This is a genomic window from Sphingomonas sp. LH128 (assembly GCF_000293195.2).
Classification (GTDB): domain Bacteria; phylum Pseudomonadota; class Alphaproteobacteria; order Sphingomonadales; family Sphingomonadaceae; genus Novosphingobium; species Novosphingobium resinovorum_A.
In genome coordinates, this window is the sequence record NZ_ALVC01000307.1 from 1 (window position 1) to 15814 (window position 15814).

Sequence of the window (15814 nt, forward strand, 5' to 3'; positions counted from 1 at the left end):
CATCCAGGTGTCCTACGCGGCACCGCGCACGTACGGCATCCGCGTCGGCACCAAGTTCTGACGATGGCAGGGAAGGGGGAGGCGGGAGCCTTCCCTTTCACGGCGTGAAGAGGCGGCGCTTTCCCGGCGGGGAAGGCGCCGTCTTCCTTGTTTGCCGGGTTGCGAATGCCCTGCCTGCTCACCGTTCGTCATTGCGAGCGCAGCGAAGCAATCCAGGGCGGCTCAAGACTGCCCTGGATTGCTTCGCTGCGCTCGCAATGACGAACCGGGGGGATAGCCGCTAAGGGTGGAGAGCGGTCATTGATCTAAGCACTTGCGCGGCATTGTCGTGCATGGCTCGACTTTCAACCATTCTACCACCCTGACTTCCTTTGTGGGGCCATCGTATTTCGGCGACGGGGTGATCTCTTCGCCGAGAAATTCGACTGTGATCCAAGGAAACGACGACCTGCCAAGCTCGGTCGCATTGCGCTCTGCTTGTTCTAGTCGGGGCCTAAAGTCCTTTCCAATCCCCGACATACGCCAAGGGTAAATCTTTTCCTGTGTGGTCCTGAATTCCATTTCTGGATAGAACTCGGGGCCATGCGGTCCCAATATTGCCATTCCTCGGAACCGCTCATATTTTTCGGGGATATTGCATCCCGACAAAGCTAGAATTGCCAGCGATAAAGTAATGTAAGAGCGTAACATCGCTGCATGTTAGAAAACCAGCGGAAGACCGCAATGGGGCGCTTGCCGACCGTCCGAATTGGTCCACCCAGCCTAGGCTGTCAGCCGCCGGTGGCAGGCCATGAGCGACAGGGCGATCCCCGCGACCCCCGCGCCGAACACCATGTCCACAAGGTAATGCGTGCCCTCGACCGGCGTGGACAGCAGCATCCCGGCGTTGAGCGCGACGATCCACCAGCGCAGCGCTGGAATGCGCCAGCCCGCCGCGATGTAGAGCACCGCCGCCGCCGTATGGAAACTCGGCGCCGAGACGATCCCGCGCAAGTGGCCCAGATCGACGACGTGAACCTGATAGGCTCGCAGCGCCGGGATCAGGCCCTCCTGCCACTGCTCGCTCTCGGGCATATACGGGATTGCGCTGTGCCACAGGTAGGAGAACGGGCCGATGGCGGGCATGAGGCTGAACAGCAGCAGGGTCAGGATCGTCGCCAGCCAGAACCCGGCGATGAAGCGATAGGCCTCGTCATGCCGCCCGCCCCGCGCCGCGCACCACAGCAACACTACGGGGGTGACGTAAATGCTGCGATAAACCACCGTGCCCACCGCCTGCAGCACCGGATACGCGGCCACGAGGCGGTAGAGGCTCACCCAGTCGAACCCCATGGCCACGTCGATCGCCTGAAGTCGTTCGTCGGCATAGCCGCTGGTCAGGGCCGCCACCGGGTAGCTGGCGGTCGCGCCCATCAGCGAGATCATCGTGAAGATCGCGGCGTACTCGCTGAAATGCGCGAGCGGTAGCGCATGGCGCCAACTGGTTCGGGGCAGGACGAAGCGCGCGAGCAGGGCGAGCAGCCCGGCGGCGTAGAATGGCCGATTGCCCGCCTGCCACGGATCGATGACGAGTTGCGCCCGGTGCATCAGCACGGTCAGGACGGCAAGGCTCAGCAGCATCGCGCCCCAGACCTGCGGCCGGATCGCCGGGCCGGAGCGGCGCAGTTCCACGAGCGCCGGAGTGATCGCGGCAACAGGCGTCGCGGTGCCAGTGGGAACGGTCGTGGCCCACCGGGGCGGCGTCGATTGCATTGGTCGTGGATCCTGGGCGATAAGTGCGAACGAGAAGCCTATCGCCGCTTAAGCCTCCATGAACCAGTGGAATTGTGCGTGGGTCAGGCCGGAACCAGCCCCGCCTCGATCCTTTCGCGCACGTGGGCGGGCCATTCAACCGGGCGGTGGTCGTTCAGGTCCATGCAAACCAGCACCACTTGCGCGCGCAGGCGATCGCGGCCCTCTCCGGTGAAGACCACCTCGATCCCGCAGCTGGTACGGCCGAGGCGCTTGGCGGTGACGGTCATCTCCAGCCGGTCGCCGAGGCGGCTGGGCGAGACGAATTCGACGTCCAGCTTCACCGTCGGCACGCCGATGTGTTGTTCCAGATGCATGGATGCGAAGTCCATGCCGAGGTCCTGCGCGAACCAGTCTTCCACCGCGCCGTTCAGCATCTCGAAGTAGCGGGGGTAGAAGACGATCCCCGCTGGGTCGACATGCGCGAAGCGCACTTGCGTGGAGGTGGTGAAAGGCATCGGCGAGAGGTCCTAGAGAATGGAAGTCTTGAGCTGGGTCAGCAGGGTCAGAAGCTGGCGCTGGCTGTCCTCGGGAAAGTCGGCGAGGGCTTCGCGCACCCAGCCGTGGTGGGCCTCTGCCAGTACGGCGAACTGGACGCGGCCGTTCGGCGTGAGCGAGACGATGGCGGAGCGGGCGTCTTCCGGGTCGGTGTACGAAGAGACGAGGCCCTGTTCCTGTAACTGGCGCACGATCGCGGTGACGTTGCCGTTCGACACCAGCAGCGCGCGCGACAGTTCGCCCATGCGCAGGCCGTCCGGCGCGCGGTCGAGCGTCGCGAGGATGTCGAAACGGGGCAGGGTGGTGGAGAACTGGTCCTCGAAATTGCGGCGCAGGCGCTTCTCGATGATCTTCGCGCAGTCGAGCAGGCGCACCCAGACGCGCAAGTCGAGCGTGCCGGACGGCGCGGTGCTGCCGGGAATCGTCTTTTCCATCGTCGCCAAGGCTCCTCGTTCTCCAGGAGGTTCCATAGCGGGGGATGCGATTATGTCGATTCCTGCAGGCATAAAGTTTCTTTCGGGCAAGCAACCCTGCGTTGAAGCAGACCCTTCGACAGGCTCAGGGTGAGCGGGGTTGGAATGAACCTCCCAATTCCGCTCAGGCTGAGCTTGTCGAAGCCCCGGCCGCGGGGCGCGAGGGTCAGGCTCGTGCGCCCTCCGCCTGTTTCGCGGCGCGCATCGCCATCTGCTGGCCCAGTTTGTAGGGCGCGGGGATCGGCTGTTCCTGATACCCGGCCGAGGCCGCCGCGCGCAGCGTCCACACCGGGTCGAACAGGTGCGTGCGGCCCAGCGCGACGAGATCGGCGCGGCCCGCCGTCAGGATCGAGTTGACCTGATCGGCATCGGCGATGTTGCCCACCGCGATCGTCGGCACACTTGCCTCGTTGCGGATCTGATCGGCGAACGGGGTCTGGAACATGCGGCCATAGACCGGGCGGCCTTCGGGCGCGGTCTCACCGGCGGAAACGTCGACGATGTCCACGCCCGCCGCGCGCAGCAGCTTCGCGATCTCGACCGCCTCGGCAGGGGTCACGCCCGCTTCGCCGACCCAGTCGTTGGCGGAAATGCGCACCGCGAGCGGCTTGTCCTGCGGCCATGCGGCGCGGACCGCCTCGATCACGCGCAGGGGCAAGCGCATGCGGTTTTCAAGGGAGCCGCCGAAGGCGTCCTCGCGCGCGTTCATCACCGGGGTGATGAAGGCCGAGAGCAGGTTGCCGTGGCCCGCCTGCACTTCGAGCATGTCGAAGCCCGCCTTGTCGGCCAGGATGGCGGTCGCGACGAATTGCTGGACGATCCGGTCCATGCCCTTCGCGTCCAATGCCTGCGGGACCGTGCCGCCCTTGCGCCACGCCTGCGCGCTGGCGGAGACGATCGGCCACGGCGCGTCCATCGGCACGTCGTAGCCCACACCTTCACCGGGCACCTGACACGCGGCTCGGGCACCGGCATGGCCGATCTGCGCGCAGGTCTTCGCCGCCGAGTGCTGGTGCGCGAACTGGTTGAAGGCGGTCCAGCGCTCGCTCTGGCCATCGTGCCACAGGCCGGGGCAGGCGGGGGTGGTGCGGCCCTCGGGCGCCACGGCCAGCATCTCCGTGACCACCAGACCGGCACCGCCCAGCGCGCGCGAACCGTAGTGGACCGAATGGAAGTCGTTGGCATAGCCGTCCGCATCGGCGGAATAAGTCAACATCGCCGGGATCACCACCCGGTTGGGCACCGTCATCCCGCGCAGGGTATAGGGCGTGAACATCGGCTGCACCGGCACGTTGCGGCCTTCGTTGCCTGCCCAGAACCAGCGCTCCAGCCCTTCCAGCCAGGCGGCGTCGCGCAGGCGCAGGTTCTCGTGGCTGACGCGCTGCGAGCGGGTCATCAGCGAATAGGCGAACTGCGGCAGGTCGAAGCCGAGGTAACGGTCCAGCGTCTCGAACCACTCGGTCGAATTGCGGGCCGAGTTCTGGATCTTGAGTACCTCGACATGGCGCTCCTCCTGATATTCGGCGAGCGCGGCGGCCAGTTCCTCGCGCCCCGTGATGCCGGGGCGGTCCAGCACTTGCGCCAACTTGATCGCGTCTTCCAGCGCCAGCTTGGTGCCCGAACCGATCGAGAAGTGCGCGGTGTGCGCGGCATCCCCAAGCAGCACGACGTTGTCGAACGACCACTGCTTGCAGATCACGCGGCGGAAGTTGATCCACGCTGCCGAACCGCGCAAGTGCGTGGCGTTGGAGATCAGCGGGTGACCGTCCAGATGGCGCGCGAAGATTGTCTCGCAGAGCGCGATCGAATCGGCCTGCTCCATCGCGTCGAGGCCAAGGCCGGTCCACGTTTCGGGCGAGCATTCGACGATGAAGGTCGAATGCGTCTCGTCGAAGCGGTAGGCGTGCGCCCAGATCCAGCCTGCGTGAGTCTTCTCGAAGATGAAGGCGAAGGCGTCGAACAGCTTGGTGGTGCCCAGCCAGGAGAACTTGTTGGTCTTGGTCTGGATATCGACGCCGAACTTCTCTTCGTTGGCGGTGCGCACCATCGAATTGATGCCGTCCGCCGCCACGATCAGGTCGAAGTCCGCGAACTGCGAGAGGTCCGCGTCGAACTGCGTCTCGAAGTGCATCACGACGCCCAGCTCGCCCGCGCGGGCCTGCAGGATCTGCAGCAGGTGCTTGCGGCCGATGCCGATGAAGCCGTGGCCGGAGGAACTGACGGTGTTCTCGCCCACGGTGACGTCCACGTCGTCCCAGTGCGCGAAGCTATCGACGATGGTGGCGGCGCTGACCGGGTCGTTCGCCTGCAGGTTCACCAACGTCTGGTCGGAGAACACCACGCCCCAGCCGAAGGTGTCGCCCTCGCGGTTGCGTTCGAAGACGTGGACCTCATGCGCAGGGTCGCGCAGCTTCATCGAGATCGCGAAGTAGATACCGGCAGGTCCGCCGCCGAGGCACGCAATACGCATGGATGTCTCTCCTGAATTGCTTCATGCCTAAACTAATATGGTTGCACGTGCAAGTTGTTTGAGCAGGGAGATCCGGCGAGCGCTACCTGCCGTTTCGCCTGCCGAATATCTCGGGCAGCGCGGCCAGCGGCAGCACGCAGAACAGCCATAGCATCGCGCCGATGAGGGCTGTCTCGGCGCCCGCTATCGATGCGGCGCAAGCCAGCGCGAGCAATATGGCGCCGCCTGTCCGCCATGCGTGGGCGCGGTCCTGCGACTTCGCCCGCCGGATCGCGTGAAATCCCGCCGCAACCAGCAGCAGCGAAAGGAACGTTGCCGCGATCATGGGTTCACCTGCGCGTTCGTACGGCGCGTCACCCTCGCGGCCGCGATCCACAGGACGATGCCGATTGCGGTAGCGGTGAGGTCCGCTCCGGCCCGTATCCCGCCGCCCCTTGGCAGCGTCGTCGTGAGCGGGAGGTTCGCCAGCGCGCTCGTTACCGGGAGCGACAGGCACAGCAGGGCGGCGAGCTGCAGTTGTTCGCCCCATGCCCGGCCCCAGGGGCGTAGACCGGCATGGATCAGGGATGCCAGCCAGGCCAGGAAGTAGACCGAGGCCGCCATGGCGCGCCTGTCGTCCATGCCCGGGGCCAGCAGCCGTTCGCCGTGGAGATAGGCCGCGCAGGCGATCACGTTACCGGCTACGGCGGCGACGGTGATCCGGCTCGCCATGGCCTGAAACGGCGACATCGTCTTGCGGGCGCGCTTTTCGGTGAACAGGATCAGTCCTGCCGCGACCATCGCGGCGCTGGCAAGGCCGGTGAGGAAATAGAGCCACCGCGCGGCCGCGCCGCCCCACTCGATGAAGTGCAGCCCGGCAAGGAACGCCTGCGTCTCCCTTGCGGGTGAGCGCTTCACCAGCACGCGCAGCAGCTTGCCGTCGGAGCCTGCGAAGTCCACGCGGTCGGGGAAGTTGGCGATGCGGTCGTCGCGCTGGCGCCAGATCTCGACCACGGCATCGGCGCGGTCGGGCTGGCTGACATAGATGTTCACGGCAGGTCCGCCTCCCCATGCCCGTTCGGCGCGGGGCAACAGCGCGGCCAGATCGACGGTGCGGCGGGGCGCGCCCGGCGGCCGGTCGCCGTCGATGCCGCGGTCGATGTAGAGCGATTGCGCGGCGGCGGTCTGGTAGGCTTTCACATCGCCGCCGTTCAGCATGGCGACCCCGGCGGGAATGTAGGCGTAATAGATCAGGACGAGGCCGGTATAGGCCATCATGACGTGGAACGGCAGCGGCAGCACGGAGAGCACGTTGTGCGCGTCCATCCACGCCCGCTGGCGCGAGGCCTCGGGGCGGAAGATGAAGAAATCCCGGAATATCCGCTTGTGGATGATCACGCCGCTGATCGAGGCGGCGAGCATGGCGAGGCCCGCCGCACCGACGATCAGGAAGCCCAGCTGGCTGGACTTGCGATCGATCCCCAGCGTGTAGTGATAGCGCATGAAGAAGAACCCCGCGTCCATGTCGCGCGGGATGCGGGCGCCGGTCTGCGGGTCGAGCCGGTGCGTGGTGGCCTTGCCCGCGCGGTCGGTCCAGACGAGGCGGAGCACCTGCTCGCGCGGGGTGGGGATGACGATGCGCCACTGCCGTGCATCGGGCGCGACGCGGGTGAGGTACGCGCGGCCCATTCGCACCGCATGGGTGCGGTCGATGGTGACGGGAGAGCGCAGTTCGGGCGTCGTCCAGAGATTGATCTCGGTGTAGAACACCGCCAGCGATCCCGTCAGCAGGACGCCGAACAGCACCCAGCCCAGCAGCAGCCCGCACCAGGTATGAAGCCAGCCCATCGACTGGCGCAGGGTGTCCTTCATCGCCCCAGCCCCAGCAGCAGGCCCATGGGCAGCGCCGTGCCCACGAGCAGTTCGCACCAGATGCGCGTGACGCTGCGGACCGCGAAGGCCCGCAGGATCACCGCGACGAACACCATGAAGGCAAGGCAGGTGGCGAGGATGTTCGCGTCCACGCCGTCCATCGGCAGCACGCGCACGGCTGCGCCGATCCACGCGTAGCACAGCGCGTAGGCGCCGACGGTGGCCGCCAGCACGCGCGCGGCGATCGCGCGCCAGTTCGGCTCTCGCCCTGGCTTCGGCCTCCCCGCCACGGTCAGAACCGCTGCTCGAAGGTGACCGCGACGCTGCGCGGCTCACCCAGGACCCACTGCGAGGTGGAGTAGCTGTTCTGGACGTAGATCCTGTCGAAGACGTTGCGCAAGTTGAGCGTCACGCTCGTCTTCTCGGCAAGGTCGTAGCGGGCCGAAGCATCGACCAGCGTATAGGCCGGGATGAGCCGGGTATTGGCGGCGTCGGAGTATCGCTTGCCGACATACCGCAGGCCCGCGTCCAGATGCAGCGGCTGCACCGGCCGCCATGACAGCCACAGGTTGGCCGCCTTTTCCGCGACGCCGATGGGCATGTTGCCGTCCCGGCTGACCAGCGCGGTGCCGACCAGTTCGTCGAAGTCGTCGTACCGCGCGTTCAGGATCGTGCCGTTGGCGAGCACGCTGAAGTCCTTCGTCACCGCCAGTCCGAACGAGGCCTCGACGCCGTAGGAAGATTGCTGTCCGACCTGCACCGACACCGTGGGATCGTTGGCGGATCGGGTCAGGATCTTCTTCTTGACGATGCGATAGCCTGACAGCGTGAACTCGCCGCGTCCGTCCAGGAAAGTCGCTTTGACCCCGGCCTCCCACTGGCGCCCGGTGGAAACGTCAAAGCTGGTCTGCGCCAGTGTCGCCGTGAGGAACGCCGTCACCGGGTCCGCCGCCGCCGAATACTGCGCATAGAGCGAGATCGTGTCGCTGGGGTTGTAGACCAGCCCCGTGCGCCAGCTGGTGCTCGGGTAGCGGGCGGTGTAGTCCGCCGCCGGATCGAGGGCATCGTGCCGCTCGGTCTTCGGGCGATCGTAGCGCAGCCCCGTCACCAGCGAGAGCCGGTCGGACAGCGAGAGCCGGCTTTCGCCGAACAGCGCCCATTGCTGCACATCGGTCTTGTACTTGTAGCGGGTGCCGAATGTGCCGTCGAGGAACGTGCCCGGCGTATAGTCGTAAGGATCGACGAGGTCGAAGCGGCTGTTGGGCGAACTGTCGGTGCGCAGCAGCGAGCCGGTGTTGTACTCGCCGCCCAGGCTCAGGCGGTGGTCCATGCCCAGCAGCGTATGATCGAACACCGCGTTGAAGCGGTCGCCCCACTGCTTCGTCTTGTAGACAATCTCCAGATAGCTCGAGCGGCGGATCTGGTCGCCGGACCAGGCATAGCCCTCGGCATTGCGCCAGTGCTTGAAGCCGGTGAGGTAGTAGGCGACGTTGGTGATCGTCACCCCCTCGGCCGGTGTCCATTCGGCCTTGGCCTGGGTCCAGGCATCGTCGAAACGCAGCGAGCGGTCGGCGATGTTGTAGTTCTTCTTGCGGATGTCCCGCACCAGCTTGCCGTCTCGCAGCGGAGTGCCGTACCAGATCGTCGGGTCGAGGTCGGCGCGGTCGTGCGTCAGCGTCAGCACGAGGTCGTCGCGCGCCTGCCAGCGCAGCGCCGCCGAAAGCGCAAGACTGCGCGATTGCCCGCGCTCCATCCACCCGTCCGAACGGTTGTAGCTGAGATCGACGCGGTACGAGAGCCTGTCTCCGATCGGCCCGCCGATCCCGCCCGCCGCCGCATAAGTATCGAATGAACCGCCGCTGAGACGGACCTCGCCTTCGAACTGCTCGGTATTGGGCTTCTTGCGCACGACGTTGATCGCGCCGCCGATGCCGCCCTCTCCATAGAGGACCGACGCCGCACCGCGCAGGACCTCGATCCGCTCGGCCATCCACGGGTCGGCGGGGAAGGTCTGCGTGGTCGTCGTGTAGACGCGCATCCCGTCGTAGAGCTGCATCACCGAGGTGTAGCCGGTGAACCCGCGCGAACTCAGCGAGTAACCGAAGGCCGAGCTGTTGTTGATGAGCCCCGGTGCGCGCGCGGCTGCGGCAACCACGGTGCGGTCGCCCAGGCTGCGGATCATCTCCCTGGTGATGACGTCGACGCTGGCCGGCGTCTGCATCGGCGTGAGGCCGAGGCGGCTGGAGGCGTCGGCCTGCTGGCCGAGTTGCAGGACACCCGCCTTGCGCGCGGTGACGACGATGTTGCCCGCATCCGTGTTATTGGCATTCTCCGGCGCCGTCTCGGCGGCTTCCTGCGCCTCAGCCGAAGTCGCGGACATGCCAAGCATGCAGAATGACGCGCCCGAAGCAATCAGGCCGGAAAGAAGCGATCTCGTATTCATGTTGTAACCCCCGTTGCGTTTCCCAGTCGAACGGACAGGTTCCCGCGAGAGGGGTGTCCCCCCGCACGGGTGCAGCGGCGGAATCCGGGCGCGAACGAGCGACCGGCGAAACCCACCGTTGCGGCCTGGCCGCAAGTTCGTCGCTCAGACGGAGTACACCGTGCCGCGGCCATCCCCTGGACCAAGGCAAGAGCGACCGGACGCTGGCAGGTCTCCTGGCTTACGGGTCGTCACGCGATGCACGGCCTTCCCAGGCCTCGCAGGAGTTAGCGTCCGGCCCAGTGGCTGCGGCAGGGCACATTGGCCTGCCGCGATATGCATCGCGCTCACCGCTTACAGTTGCAGGGACAGCCTCGGCTTCGAGGGGTAGCCCCTCTCACCGCGTTCCCTTTTAAGCCCCTTTCGGAAGGCACCAACGCGATCGTGTCCCCCTTTTCGGAGGGACGGGCGGGGGATTATTCGCTGCGCGCACGATTTGCAAGCCGTTCGCGTGGGGCCTTCCGAAAGCCCGTCCTGCGAGTTTTCGGTTGCAACCTTGCTTTTCATTTTGGGCAACCCGTGCAATTTGCGGTGCCGATGACTGATCCACGACTCACCCTGATGGAAGCCATAGCCACGCGAAAGTTCGTGACGGCGCGTTACAACGGCAACACGATCACGCTTGCCCCGCACATGCTGTTCGAAAGGCACGGCGATCTTGTCGTCAGTGCCATGAACCCCGCGAAGGCACGCCGCAGCGACGAGGAGCCGGGTCTCGGCCAGTTCAAGCTGGCGGGCCTCTCGTCGATGGAACTGCTGAACGAGCACTTCGAGCCTCTGCCCTCCTACGACGGTACGCCCCCGCGCAGCGACGATTCCCTGATCCTTTCGGTCTGATCGCCCGATATCGCCAAGGTGATCGGCGGGTAGCTTCTAAAGTGTGCCCCATGTCTTCATGATCCCCTCCGAACGCCGCGCGATGACGCGGCACGGGATGAGGGAGAAGACATGCAGGCGCAGGACATCGTCGCAGCGGCAAGCGAACGGACCGGATTGAGCGACTTCGGCGATCCCGCGATCCTCGAAGGGCTTGGCGTGTTGCTGAAGTCCTACGAGGACGAAGCCAGATTCACCGAAGCGGGCATGGCGCGATCGGTCGATGCACTGGTGGCCGCGATGGCGAACCGGATGCGCGTGGAGGACTGGCTGGCGCGCCACCCCGAACTTCTGGAGCGCCCGGTCGAGAAGCCGCTGTTTGTCTTCGGCCTTCCGCGTACCGGCACCACGCTGGCGATCAACCTGCTGGAAGCCGACCCGGCGCGCCGCGCGTTCCTGCGCTGGGAAGCGTTCGATTCGGTGCCGCCGCCGCTGGTGCAGGAACTTCACGCCGGTCCCCGTCACGATGCCTGCCAGACGCGAACGCTGCAGGGGCTGAAGTACGCGCCGCAGATCGCCGCGATCCATTACGAGGAGGCCGACAGCCCGACCGAGTGCCAGTTCGCCATGGCGCCGTCGTTCTGCGCGCAGCTCTACGATTCCCAGGCGGACATTCCGGGCTACCACCGCTGGTTCCTGGACGAGGCCGACTACGCGCCCGCCTTCCGCTACGAAAAGCGGCTGCTGCAGCTGCTTCAGGCCAATGCCCCGGGGCGCTGGACGCTCAAGAACCCCTGGCACCCGTTGTTCCTCGATGCCCTGACGGCCGAGTTTCCTGACGCGCAACTGGTCATGACGCACCGCGATCCGGTCGAAGTGCTGGGCTCGGCCTGCAGCCTCGTCAAGGAAGTGCGGCGGATGTACAGCGATCAGGTCGATCTTCGGGCCATCGGAGAGAATCTGTTGGAGACGTTCGACCTGATGATCGCGCGGTCGAACGCCTTTCGTGCGAAGCACGGGCACGATGCGATCTTCGACGTGCAGTATCGCGATCTGGTGCGCGACCCGCTCGCCACGGCGCAGGGCATCTACGAAAGGTTCGACGAGCCTTTCACGCCGCAAGCCCGCGCAGCCATGGAAGCCTACCTGGCTGCAAACCCCAAGGGCAAGCACGGCAAGCACGAATATGACCTGGCCGAATTCGGCCTCAGCCGCGAAGGCGTCCGCGAGCACTTTCGCGACTATATCGAGCAGTACGAGATCGCGGTGCGGGCGTGATCGATACGGGTGAAGGCATCGTCACCTGACCCTGCTTCGTCATCCCCGCGAAGGCGGGGACCCATCTGACGATCGTGCAACAGGCGCCGTCAGGAGATGGGTTCCCACTTCACGGTAATGACGGTGATATGTTGGAGACGGATGCGCGTAGGCTGCGCAACTGCGTGGGCGACTGGCCGAACCAGCGCCTGCAGCTGCGGGAGAATACTGCCTGTTCCGCGAACCCCAGCTTCTCGGAAATGCCGCGGAAATCGATACCGGTCTGCTGCAGGTAGTACAGCGCCAGATCGCGGCGGACATCGTCCTTGACCGCCTGGAAGCTGGTGCCCTCCTGCTTCAGTCGCCGACGCAGGGTCCGGTGATGAATGGCGAGGGTGCGGGCGATTTCGGCACTGCCGCAGTCGTCCCGGGTCAGCTTGCGCAGGATCAGCCCGCGCACTTCGGCGTCCACGGGTGGACGCTGCTTCGGGAAAGTCCTCTCGATGTAGGCGACCAGATCGCTGCGGACCTGCGCGTTCTGGGTGAGCACCGGGGTGGCAAGGTCCCGGTCGGAGAACGTGATCCCGTCTGCGGGCTCGCCGAAGTGCACGTCGCAGCCGAAGTAGCGGCGATATTCGGCCGGTCGCGACACGGGTTCATGCCGAAAATGGATACTGCGCGCGCGGGCATAGTCGCCGGTCATCTCCATCGCCTCGAGATGGCCGACCAGCAGAATCTGTTCGATGGCCTGAATACGGTCGCGGCTGGTTTCGAGAAGCAGTTCGTGCCCGGCAAAGATGGTGCCCTCTTCAGGCTCGGGTCGCAGCCACACACGCGCGGCGCGGCTGTGAGCGTTCGTATGGGCACTGGCGAAGCGCAGGGCGTCTCCGAATGTCTTCGAATTGCGCATGGTATTGCCCAGCGGCCCGAAAATCGCGCCGCCGCGTTGCCGCAACGCCAGCCGCATTCCGAAATCGGGACAGTTCAGGCGATCTGCGGCAAGCGCCAGTAACCGGATCGCCTGCGGATAAGTCAGCTCCGCAGCGTCGTCGCGAAAGTCCTTTGCTGCCATTCCGACCAGTGGCAGCAGTTCGCCGACATCGCCGCCGAGGGATTGCACCAGTTCCGGGAAATGGCGCAGCAGCGGAATGTTGAGCTTCGAAAACTCGGCATCGGCGATCAGCGGCATCGGCAGGTCCTTCGCACCGCCGGCAGCGTGCGGTGATCGGAGGCGTCCGGCGTAAGCGATCCGCCTCTGCGGCTATGGCTGCATCGCCTGTCCACATCGGTCAAGGGACAGGCAGGCCGCCCGGGCGATCATCGAGGATACGCGGGCGGGCCGGCCGAGCGGCGTCAGACCCTCTCGACCGCCAGCGCCAGTCCCATGCCGACACCGATGCACAGCGTTGCGAGGCCGCGCCTGCCGCCGGTCTTCTCCAGCTGGTGCACGAGGCTCATGGCGATGCGCGCGCCCGACATGCCCAGCGGATGACCCAGTGCGATGGCGCCGCCGTTGGGGTTCACGTGCGGCGCATCGTCGGGCAGGCCAAGCCCGCGCATGACTGCAAGGCCCTGGCTGGCGAAGGCCTCGTTCAACTCGATCGCGTCGAAGTCGCCGATGGTCAGGCCAAGCCGCTCCATCAGCTTAAGCGTCGCGGGCAGGGGGCCGATCCCCATGACGCGCGGCTCGACGCCGACGGACGCCATGCCGAGGATACGCGCGCGCGGCGTCAGCCCATGTGCCCTGGCCGCCGCCTCGCTGGCGACGAACATCGCCGCCGCGCCGTCGTTGATGCCGGACGCATTGCCTGCCGTGACGGTGCCTTCGGGACCAAACAAGGGCTTCAGCTTGGCCAGCGTCTCGATCGTGGTGTCGGCGCGGGGATGTTCGTCGATCGACACCTCCAGCGTCTCGCCGCGCTTCTTCCCCGGCACGGTGACGGGGACGATTTCCTCCGCGAAGAAGCCGCTCGCCTGCGCCGCGGCGGCGCGCTGCTGGCTGCGCAGGGCGAAGGCGTCCTGGTCGGCGCGGCTGATGCCGAAGTCCTCGGCAACGTTTTCGCCGGTGCGCGGCATCGTCTCGGTGCCGTAGAGCGCATCGAGCGCCGGGTTGACGAAGCGCCAGCCCATCGTCGTGTCTTCCAGCTTCTGCGCGCGGCCGAAGGCACCGTCGGACTTGCCCATGACGAAGGGCGCGCGCGTCATGTTCTCGACGCCGCCCGCGATGGCGAGCGCCATCTCGTCGTTACGGATCGCCCGCGCCGCAGTGCCGACCGCTTCGAGGCCCGAAGCGCACAGGCGGTTGAGGGTGACGCCGGGGACGGTGTGCGGCAGGCCCGCCAGCAGCAGGCTCATGCGCGCGACGTTGCGGTTGTCTTCGCCCGACTGGTTGGCGCAGCCGTAGAAGACCTCTTCGATCGCGGCCGGGTCGAGCGAGGGATTGCGCGCGATCAGCGCGCGCATCGGCACGGCGCCGAGGTCGTCGGCGCGCACTTTCGAGAGGCCGCCGCCGTAGCGACCGATGGGCGTGCGTACGGCGTCGCAGATGAAGGCTTCGGTCATGTCGGGATAGTCCTTTGCCCCCCTTGGGGGTATGTTAGGTGCCGTTATGGTATCGTTGGGTGCCGCCTGCTCAGACGGGCTCGGCATCTTTGGCGAAGGCCAGATCGAGGCCGGTGATCCGGCGCAGTTCCTCGATTTCGAGGCCCTCGACCATCTCCACCACGCTCGCGCCGGAAGGGCCGAGGTCGAACACCGCAAGGTCGGTGTAGACCCGCGACACGCAGCCGAGTCCGGTCAGGGGGTAGGTGCAGTTCTCGACCAGCTTGCTCTCGCCCTGCTTGGTCAGAAGTTCCATCATCACAAAGGTTTGCTTGGCGCCGATGGCAAGGTCCATCGCCCCGCCGACCGCCGGGATCGCATCGGGCTCGCCGGTGTGCCAGTTGGCGAGGTCGCCGTGCACGGAAACCTGGAAAGCGCCGAGCACGCAGATGTCCAGATGCCCGCCGCGCATCATCGCGAAGCTGTCCGCATGGTGGAAGTAGCAGCCGCCGGTAAGCAGAGTAACTGCCTGTTTTCCGGCATTAATCAGCTCCCAGTCTTCCTCTCCCGGAGCGGGCGCAGGCCCCATTCCGAGCAGGCCGTTCTCGCTCTGCAGGAAGATTTCGCGCTCCGCAGGGAGGTAGTTGGCGACCTTGGTGGGCAGGCCGATGCCGAGGTTGACGTAGGCACCTTCGGGAATGTCGCGGGCGACGCGGGCGGCCATCTGGTCGCGGTTAAGGCGGTTCATATTATCCTCTCCTTTCAAGCCGCTACGGCGATTGCGGCGGGCGCGATGGCGACGACGCGCTGCACGAAGATGCCCGGCGTCACCACCACTTCGGGGTCGATGTCACCCAGCGGCACGATCTGCGAAACCTGCGCGATGGTGGTCTTCGCCGCCATCGCCATGATCGGCCCGAAATTGCGCGCGGTCTTGCGGAACACGAGGTTGCCCCAGCGGTCGCCCTTGTGCGCCTTGATCAGCGCGAAGTCGGCCTGGATCGGGTATTCGAGCACGTAGTGCCTGCCGTCGATCTCGCGCACTTCCTTGCCTTCGGCCAGCAGCGTGCCGTAGCCGGTCGGCGTGAAGATCGCGCCGAGGCCGGAGCCCGCAGCCTGGATGCGCGCCGCCAGATTGCCTTGCGGAACCAGTTCCAGTTCGATCTTTCCGGCGCGGTAGGCGGCGTCGAAATGGTGCGAATCCGACTGGCGCGGGAACGAGCAGACGATCTTGCGCACCCGCCCTTCGCGGATCAGCGCGGCGACGCCGTGCTCGCCGTTGCCCGCGTTGTTGTTGATGATGGTGAGGTCGCCCACCCCGCGCGCGATCAGCGCGTCGATCAGTTCGTCGGGCATGCCGGCGGTGCCGAAACCGCCGATCATCACCGATGCGCCGTCATGAATATCCGCGACGGCCGCAGCGGCGCCGTCGATGGCCTTGTCGATCATCCGACTCTCCAAAGGCTTTATGTTGAACGTTGATCCTGCGTGTCTGCCTGCGGGCGGATTGCGTCAACCGGTAAACGTGATATTGTCCGGTAATCGGTCATTCAGGTGGACACATGCAGGATTTCGGGCAGTTGGACGCGAAAGGCGATCCCGAGTTCATGACCTCGCTGGCGCGGGGATTGGCGG

14 protein-coding genes and 1 riboswitch are annotated in these 15814 nt (G+C 66.0%); of the genes, 2 read left to right on the forward strand and 12 right to left on the reverse strand.

All coding sequences use genetic code 11. The features are described from left to right. Positions 1-762 precede the first annotated feature (762 nt). The 8 genes from LH128_RS22090 to LH128_RS22125 all read right to left on the reverse strand — a co-directional run bounded on the left by LH128_RS22090 (position 763) and on the right by LH128_RS22125 (position 9463). A complete protein-coding gene (locus tag LH128_RS22090; RefSeq protein WP_008831912.1) occupies positions 763-1752 on the reverse strand; it encodes a phosphatase PAP2 family protein in 990 nt (329 codons plus the stop codon). An 83-nt stretch (positions 1753-1835) separates the two neighbouring features. Continuing rightward, a complete protein-coding gene (locus LH128_RS22095; RefSeq protein WP_008831913.1) occupies positions 1836-2249 on the reverse strand; it encodes an acyl-CoA thioesterase in 414 nt (137 codons plus the stop codon). A gap of 12 nt (positions 2250-2261) precedes the next feature. Then, the gene (locus tag LH128_RS22100) at positions 2262-2723 is read right to left on the reverse strand and encodes a MarR family winged helix-turn-helix transcriptional regulator (protein WP_008831914.1); all 462 of its coding nucleotides are present in this window, start codon (positions 2721-2723) and stop codon (positions 2262-2264) included. Between the two features lie 205 nt (positions 2724-2928). Beyond that, positions 2929-5232, reverse strand: a complete 2304-nt coding sequence (locus tag LH128_RS22105) for a bifunctional salicylyl-CoA 5-hydroxylase/oxidoreductase (RefSeq protein WP_008831915.1) — start codon at positions 5230-5232, stop codon at positions 2929-2931. Between the two features lie 82 nt (positions 5233-5314). Continuing rightward, positions 5315-5557: a hypothetical protein gene (locus tag LH128_RS22110; RefSeq protein ID WP_008831916.1), complete on the reverse strand. Its 243-nt coding sequence runs from the start codon at positions 5555-5557 to the stop codon at positions 5315-5317. Further along, on the reverse strand, positions 5554-7083 hold the full coding sequence (locus tag LH128_RS22115) for a PepSY-associated TM helix domain-containing protein (protein WP_008831917.1): 1530 nt from the start codon (positions 7081-7083) through the stop codon (positions 5554-5556). Before LH128_RS22115 ends, LH128_RS22110 begins: the two co-directional genes overlap by 4 nt. Further along, on the reverse strand, positions 7080-7373 hold the full coding sequence (locus LH128_RS22120) for a hypothetical protein (RefSeq protein WP_008831918.1): 294 nt from the start codon (positions 7371-7373) through the stop codon (positions 7080-7082). The genes LH128_RS22115 and LH128_RS22120 overlap by 4 nt, the downstream gene beginning before the upstream one ends. Positions 7374-7375: 2 nt before the next feature. Beyond that, entirely contained in the window at positions 7376-9463 is a 2088-nt protein-coding gene (locus LH128_RS22125; protein ID WP_172705140.1) for a TonB-dependent receptor, read from the reverse strand. Between the two features lie 251 nt (positions 9464-9714). Then, positions 9715-9956: riboswitch (cobalamin riboswitch) on the reverse strand. 146 nt (positions 9957-10102) lie between these two features. Here LH128_RS22125 and LH128_RS22130 point away from each other — a divergent pair. Together LH128_RS22130 and LH128_RS22135 are read left to right on the forward strand one after the other, a co-directional pair. Then, the gene (locus LH128_RS22130; RefSeq protein ID WP_036526596.1) at positions 10103-10402 is read left to right on the forward strand and encodes a hypothetical protein; all 300 of its coding nucleotides are present in this window, start codon (positions 10103-10105) and stop codon (positions 10400-10402) included. Positions 10403-10513: 111 nt separating this feature from the next. Further along, a complete protein-coding gene (locus tag LH128_RS22135) occupies positions 10514-11659 on the forward strand; it encodes a sulfotransferase family protein (protein WP_008831921.1) in 1146 nt (381 codons plus the stop codon). 109 nt (positions 11660-11768) lie between these two features. Here LH128_RS22135 and LH128_RS22140 read toward each other — a convergent pair whose 3' ends face one another. The 4 genes from LH128_RS22140 to LH128_RS22155 all read right to left on the reverse strand — a co-directional run bounded on the left by LH128_RS22140 (position 11769) and on the right by LH128_RS22155 (position 15628). Beyond that, positions 11769-12827, reverse strand: coding sequence for an AraC family transcriptional regulator (locus LH128_RS22140; RefSeq protein WP_008831922.1), 1059 nt, complete (start codon positions 12825-12827; stop codon positions 11769-11771). Between the two features lie 164 nt (positions 12828-12991). After that, positions 12992-14200, reverse strand: coding sequence for a 3-oxoadipyl-CoA thiolase (pcaF, locus tag LH128_RS22145; RefSeq protein ID WP_008831923.1), 1209 nt, complete (start codon positions 14198-14200; stop codon positions 12992-12994). A 70-nt stretch (positions 14201-14270) separates the two neighbouring features. Next, positions 14271-14927, reverse strand: coding sequence for a 3-oxoacid CoA-transferase subunit B (locus LH128_RS22150; protein WP_008831924.1), 657 nt, complete (start codon positions 14925-14927; stop codon positions 14271-14273). A gap of 14 nt (positions 14928-14941) precedes the next feature. Next, positions 14942-15628: a 3-oxoacid CoA-transferase subunit A gene (locus LH128_RS22155; RefSeq protein WP_008831925.1), complete on the reverse strand. Its 687-nt coding sequence runs from the start codon at positions 15626-15628 to the stop codon at positions 14942-14944. Between the last annotated feature and the right edge of the window lie 186 nt (positions 15629-15814).

What these genes read in the sequence shown, in the direction of transcription:
- LH128_RS22090 (WP_008831912.1), bottom strand. Translation starts at nt 1,752, where the DNA reads ATGCAATCGACGCCGCCCCGGTGGGCCACGACCGTTCCCACTGGCACC.
- LH128_RS22095 (WP_008831913.1), bottom strand. Translation starts at nt 2,249, where the DNA reads ATGCCTTTCACCACCTCCACGCAAGTGCGCTTCGCGCATGTCGACCCA.
- LH128_RS22100 (WP_008831914.1), bottom strand. Translation starts at nt 2,723, where the DNA reads ATGGAAAAGACGATTCCCGGCAGCACCGCGCCGTCCGGCACGCTCGAC.
- LH128_RS22105 (WP_008831915.1), bottom strand. Translation starts at nt 5,232, where the DNA reads ATGCGTATTGCGTGCCTCGGCGGCGGACCTGCCGGTATCTACTTCGCG.
- LH128_RS22110 (WP_008831916.1), bottom strand. Translation starts at nt 5,557, where the DNA reads ATGATCGCGGCAACGTTCCTTTCGCTGCTGCTGGTTGCGGCGGGATTT.
- LH128_RS22115 (WP_008831917.1), bottom strand. Translation starts at nt 7,083, where the DNA reads ATGAAGGACACCCTGCGCCAGTCGATGGGCTGGCTTCATACCTGGTGC.
- LH128_RS22125 (WP_172705140.1), bottom strand. Translation starts at nt 9,463, where the DNA reads ATGTCCGCGACTTCGGCTGAGGCGCAGGAAGCCGCCGAGACGGCGCCG.
- LH128_RS22130 (WP_036526596.1), top strand. Translation starts at nt 10,103, where the DNA reads ATGACTGATCCACGACTCACCCTGATGGAAGCCATAGCCACGCGAAAG.
- LH128_RS22135 (WP_008831921.1), top strand. Translation starts at nt 10,514, where the DNA reads ATGCAGGCGCAGGACATCGTCGCAGCGGCAAGCGAACGGACCGGATTG.
- LH128_RS22140 (WP_008831922.1), bottom strand. Translation starts at nt 12,827, where the DNA reads ATGCCGCTGATCGCCGATGCCGAGTTTTCGAAGCTCAACATTCCGCTG.
- pcaF (WP_008831923.1), bottom strand. Translation starts at nt 14,200, where the DNA reads ATGACCGAAGCCTTCATCTGCGACGCCGTACGCACGCCCATCGGTCGC.
- LH128_RS22150 (WP_008831924.1), bottom strand. Translation starts at nt 14,927, where the DNA reads ATGAACCGCCTTAACCGCGACCAGATGGCCGCCCGCGTCGCCCGCGAC.
- LH128_RS22155 (WP_008831925.1), bottom strand. Translation starts at nt 15,628, where the DNA reads ATGATCGACAAGGCCATCGACGGCGCCGCTGCGGCCGTCGCGGATATT.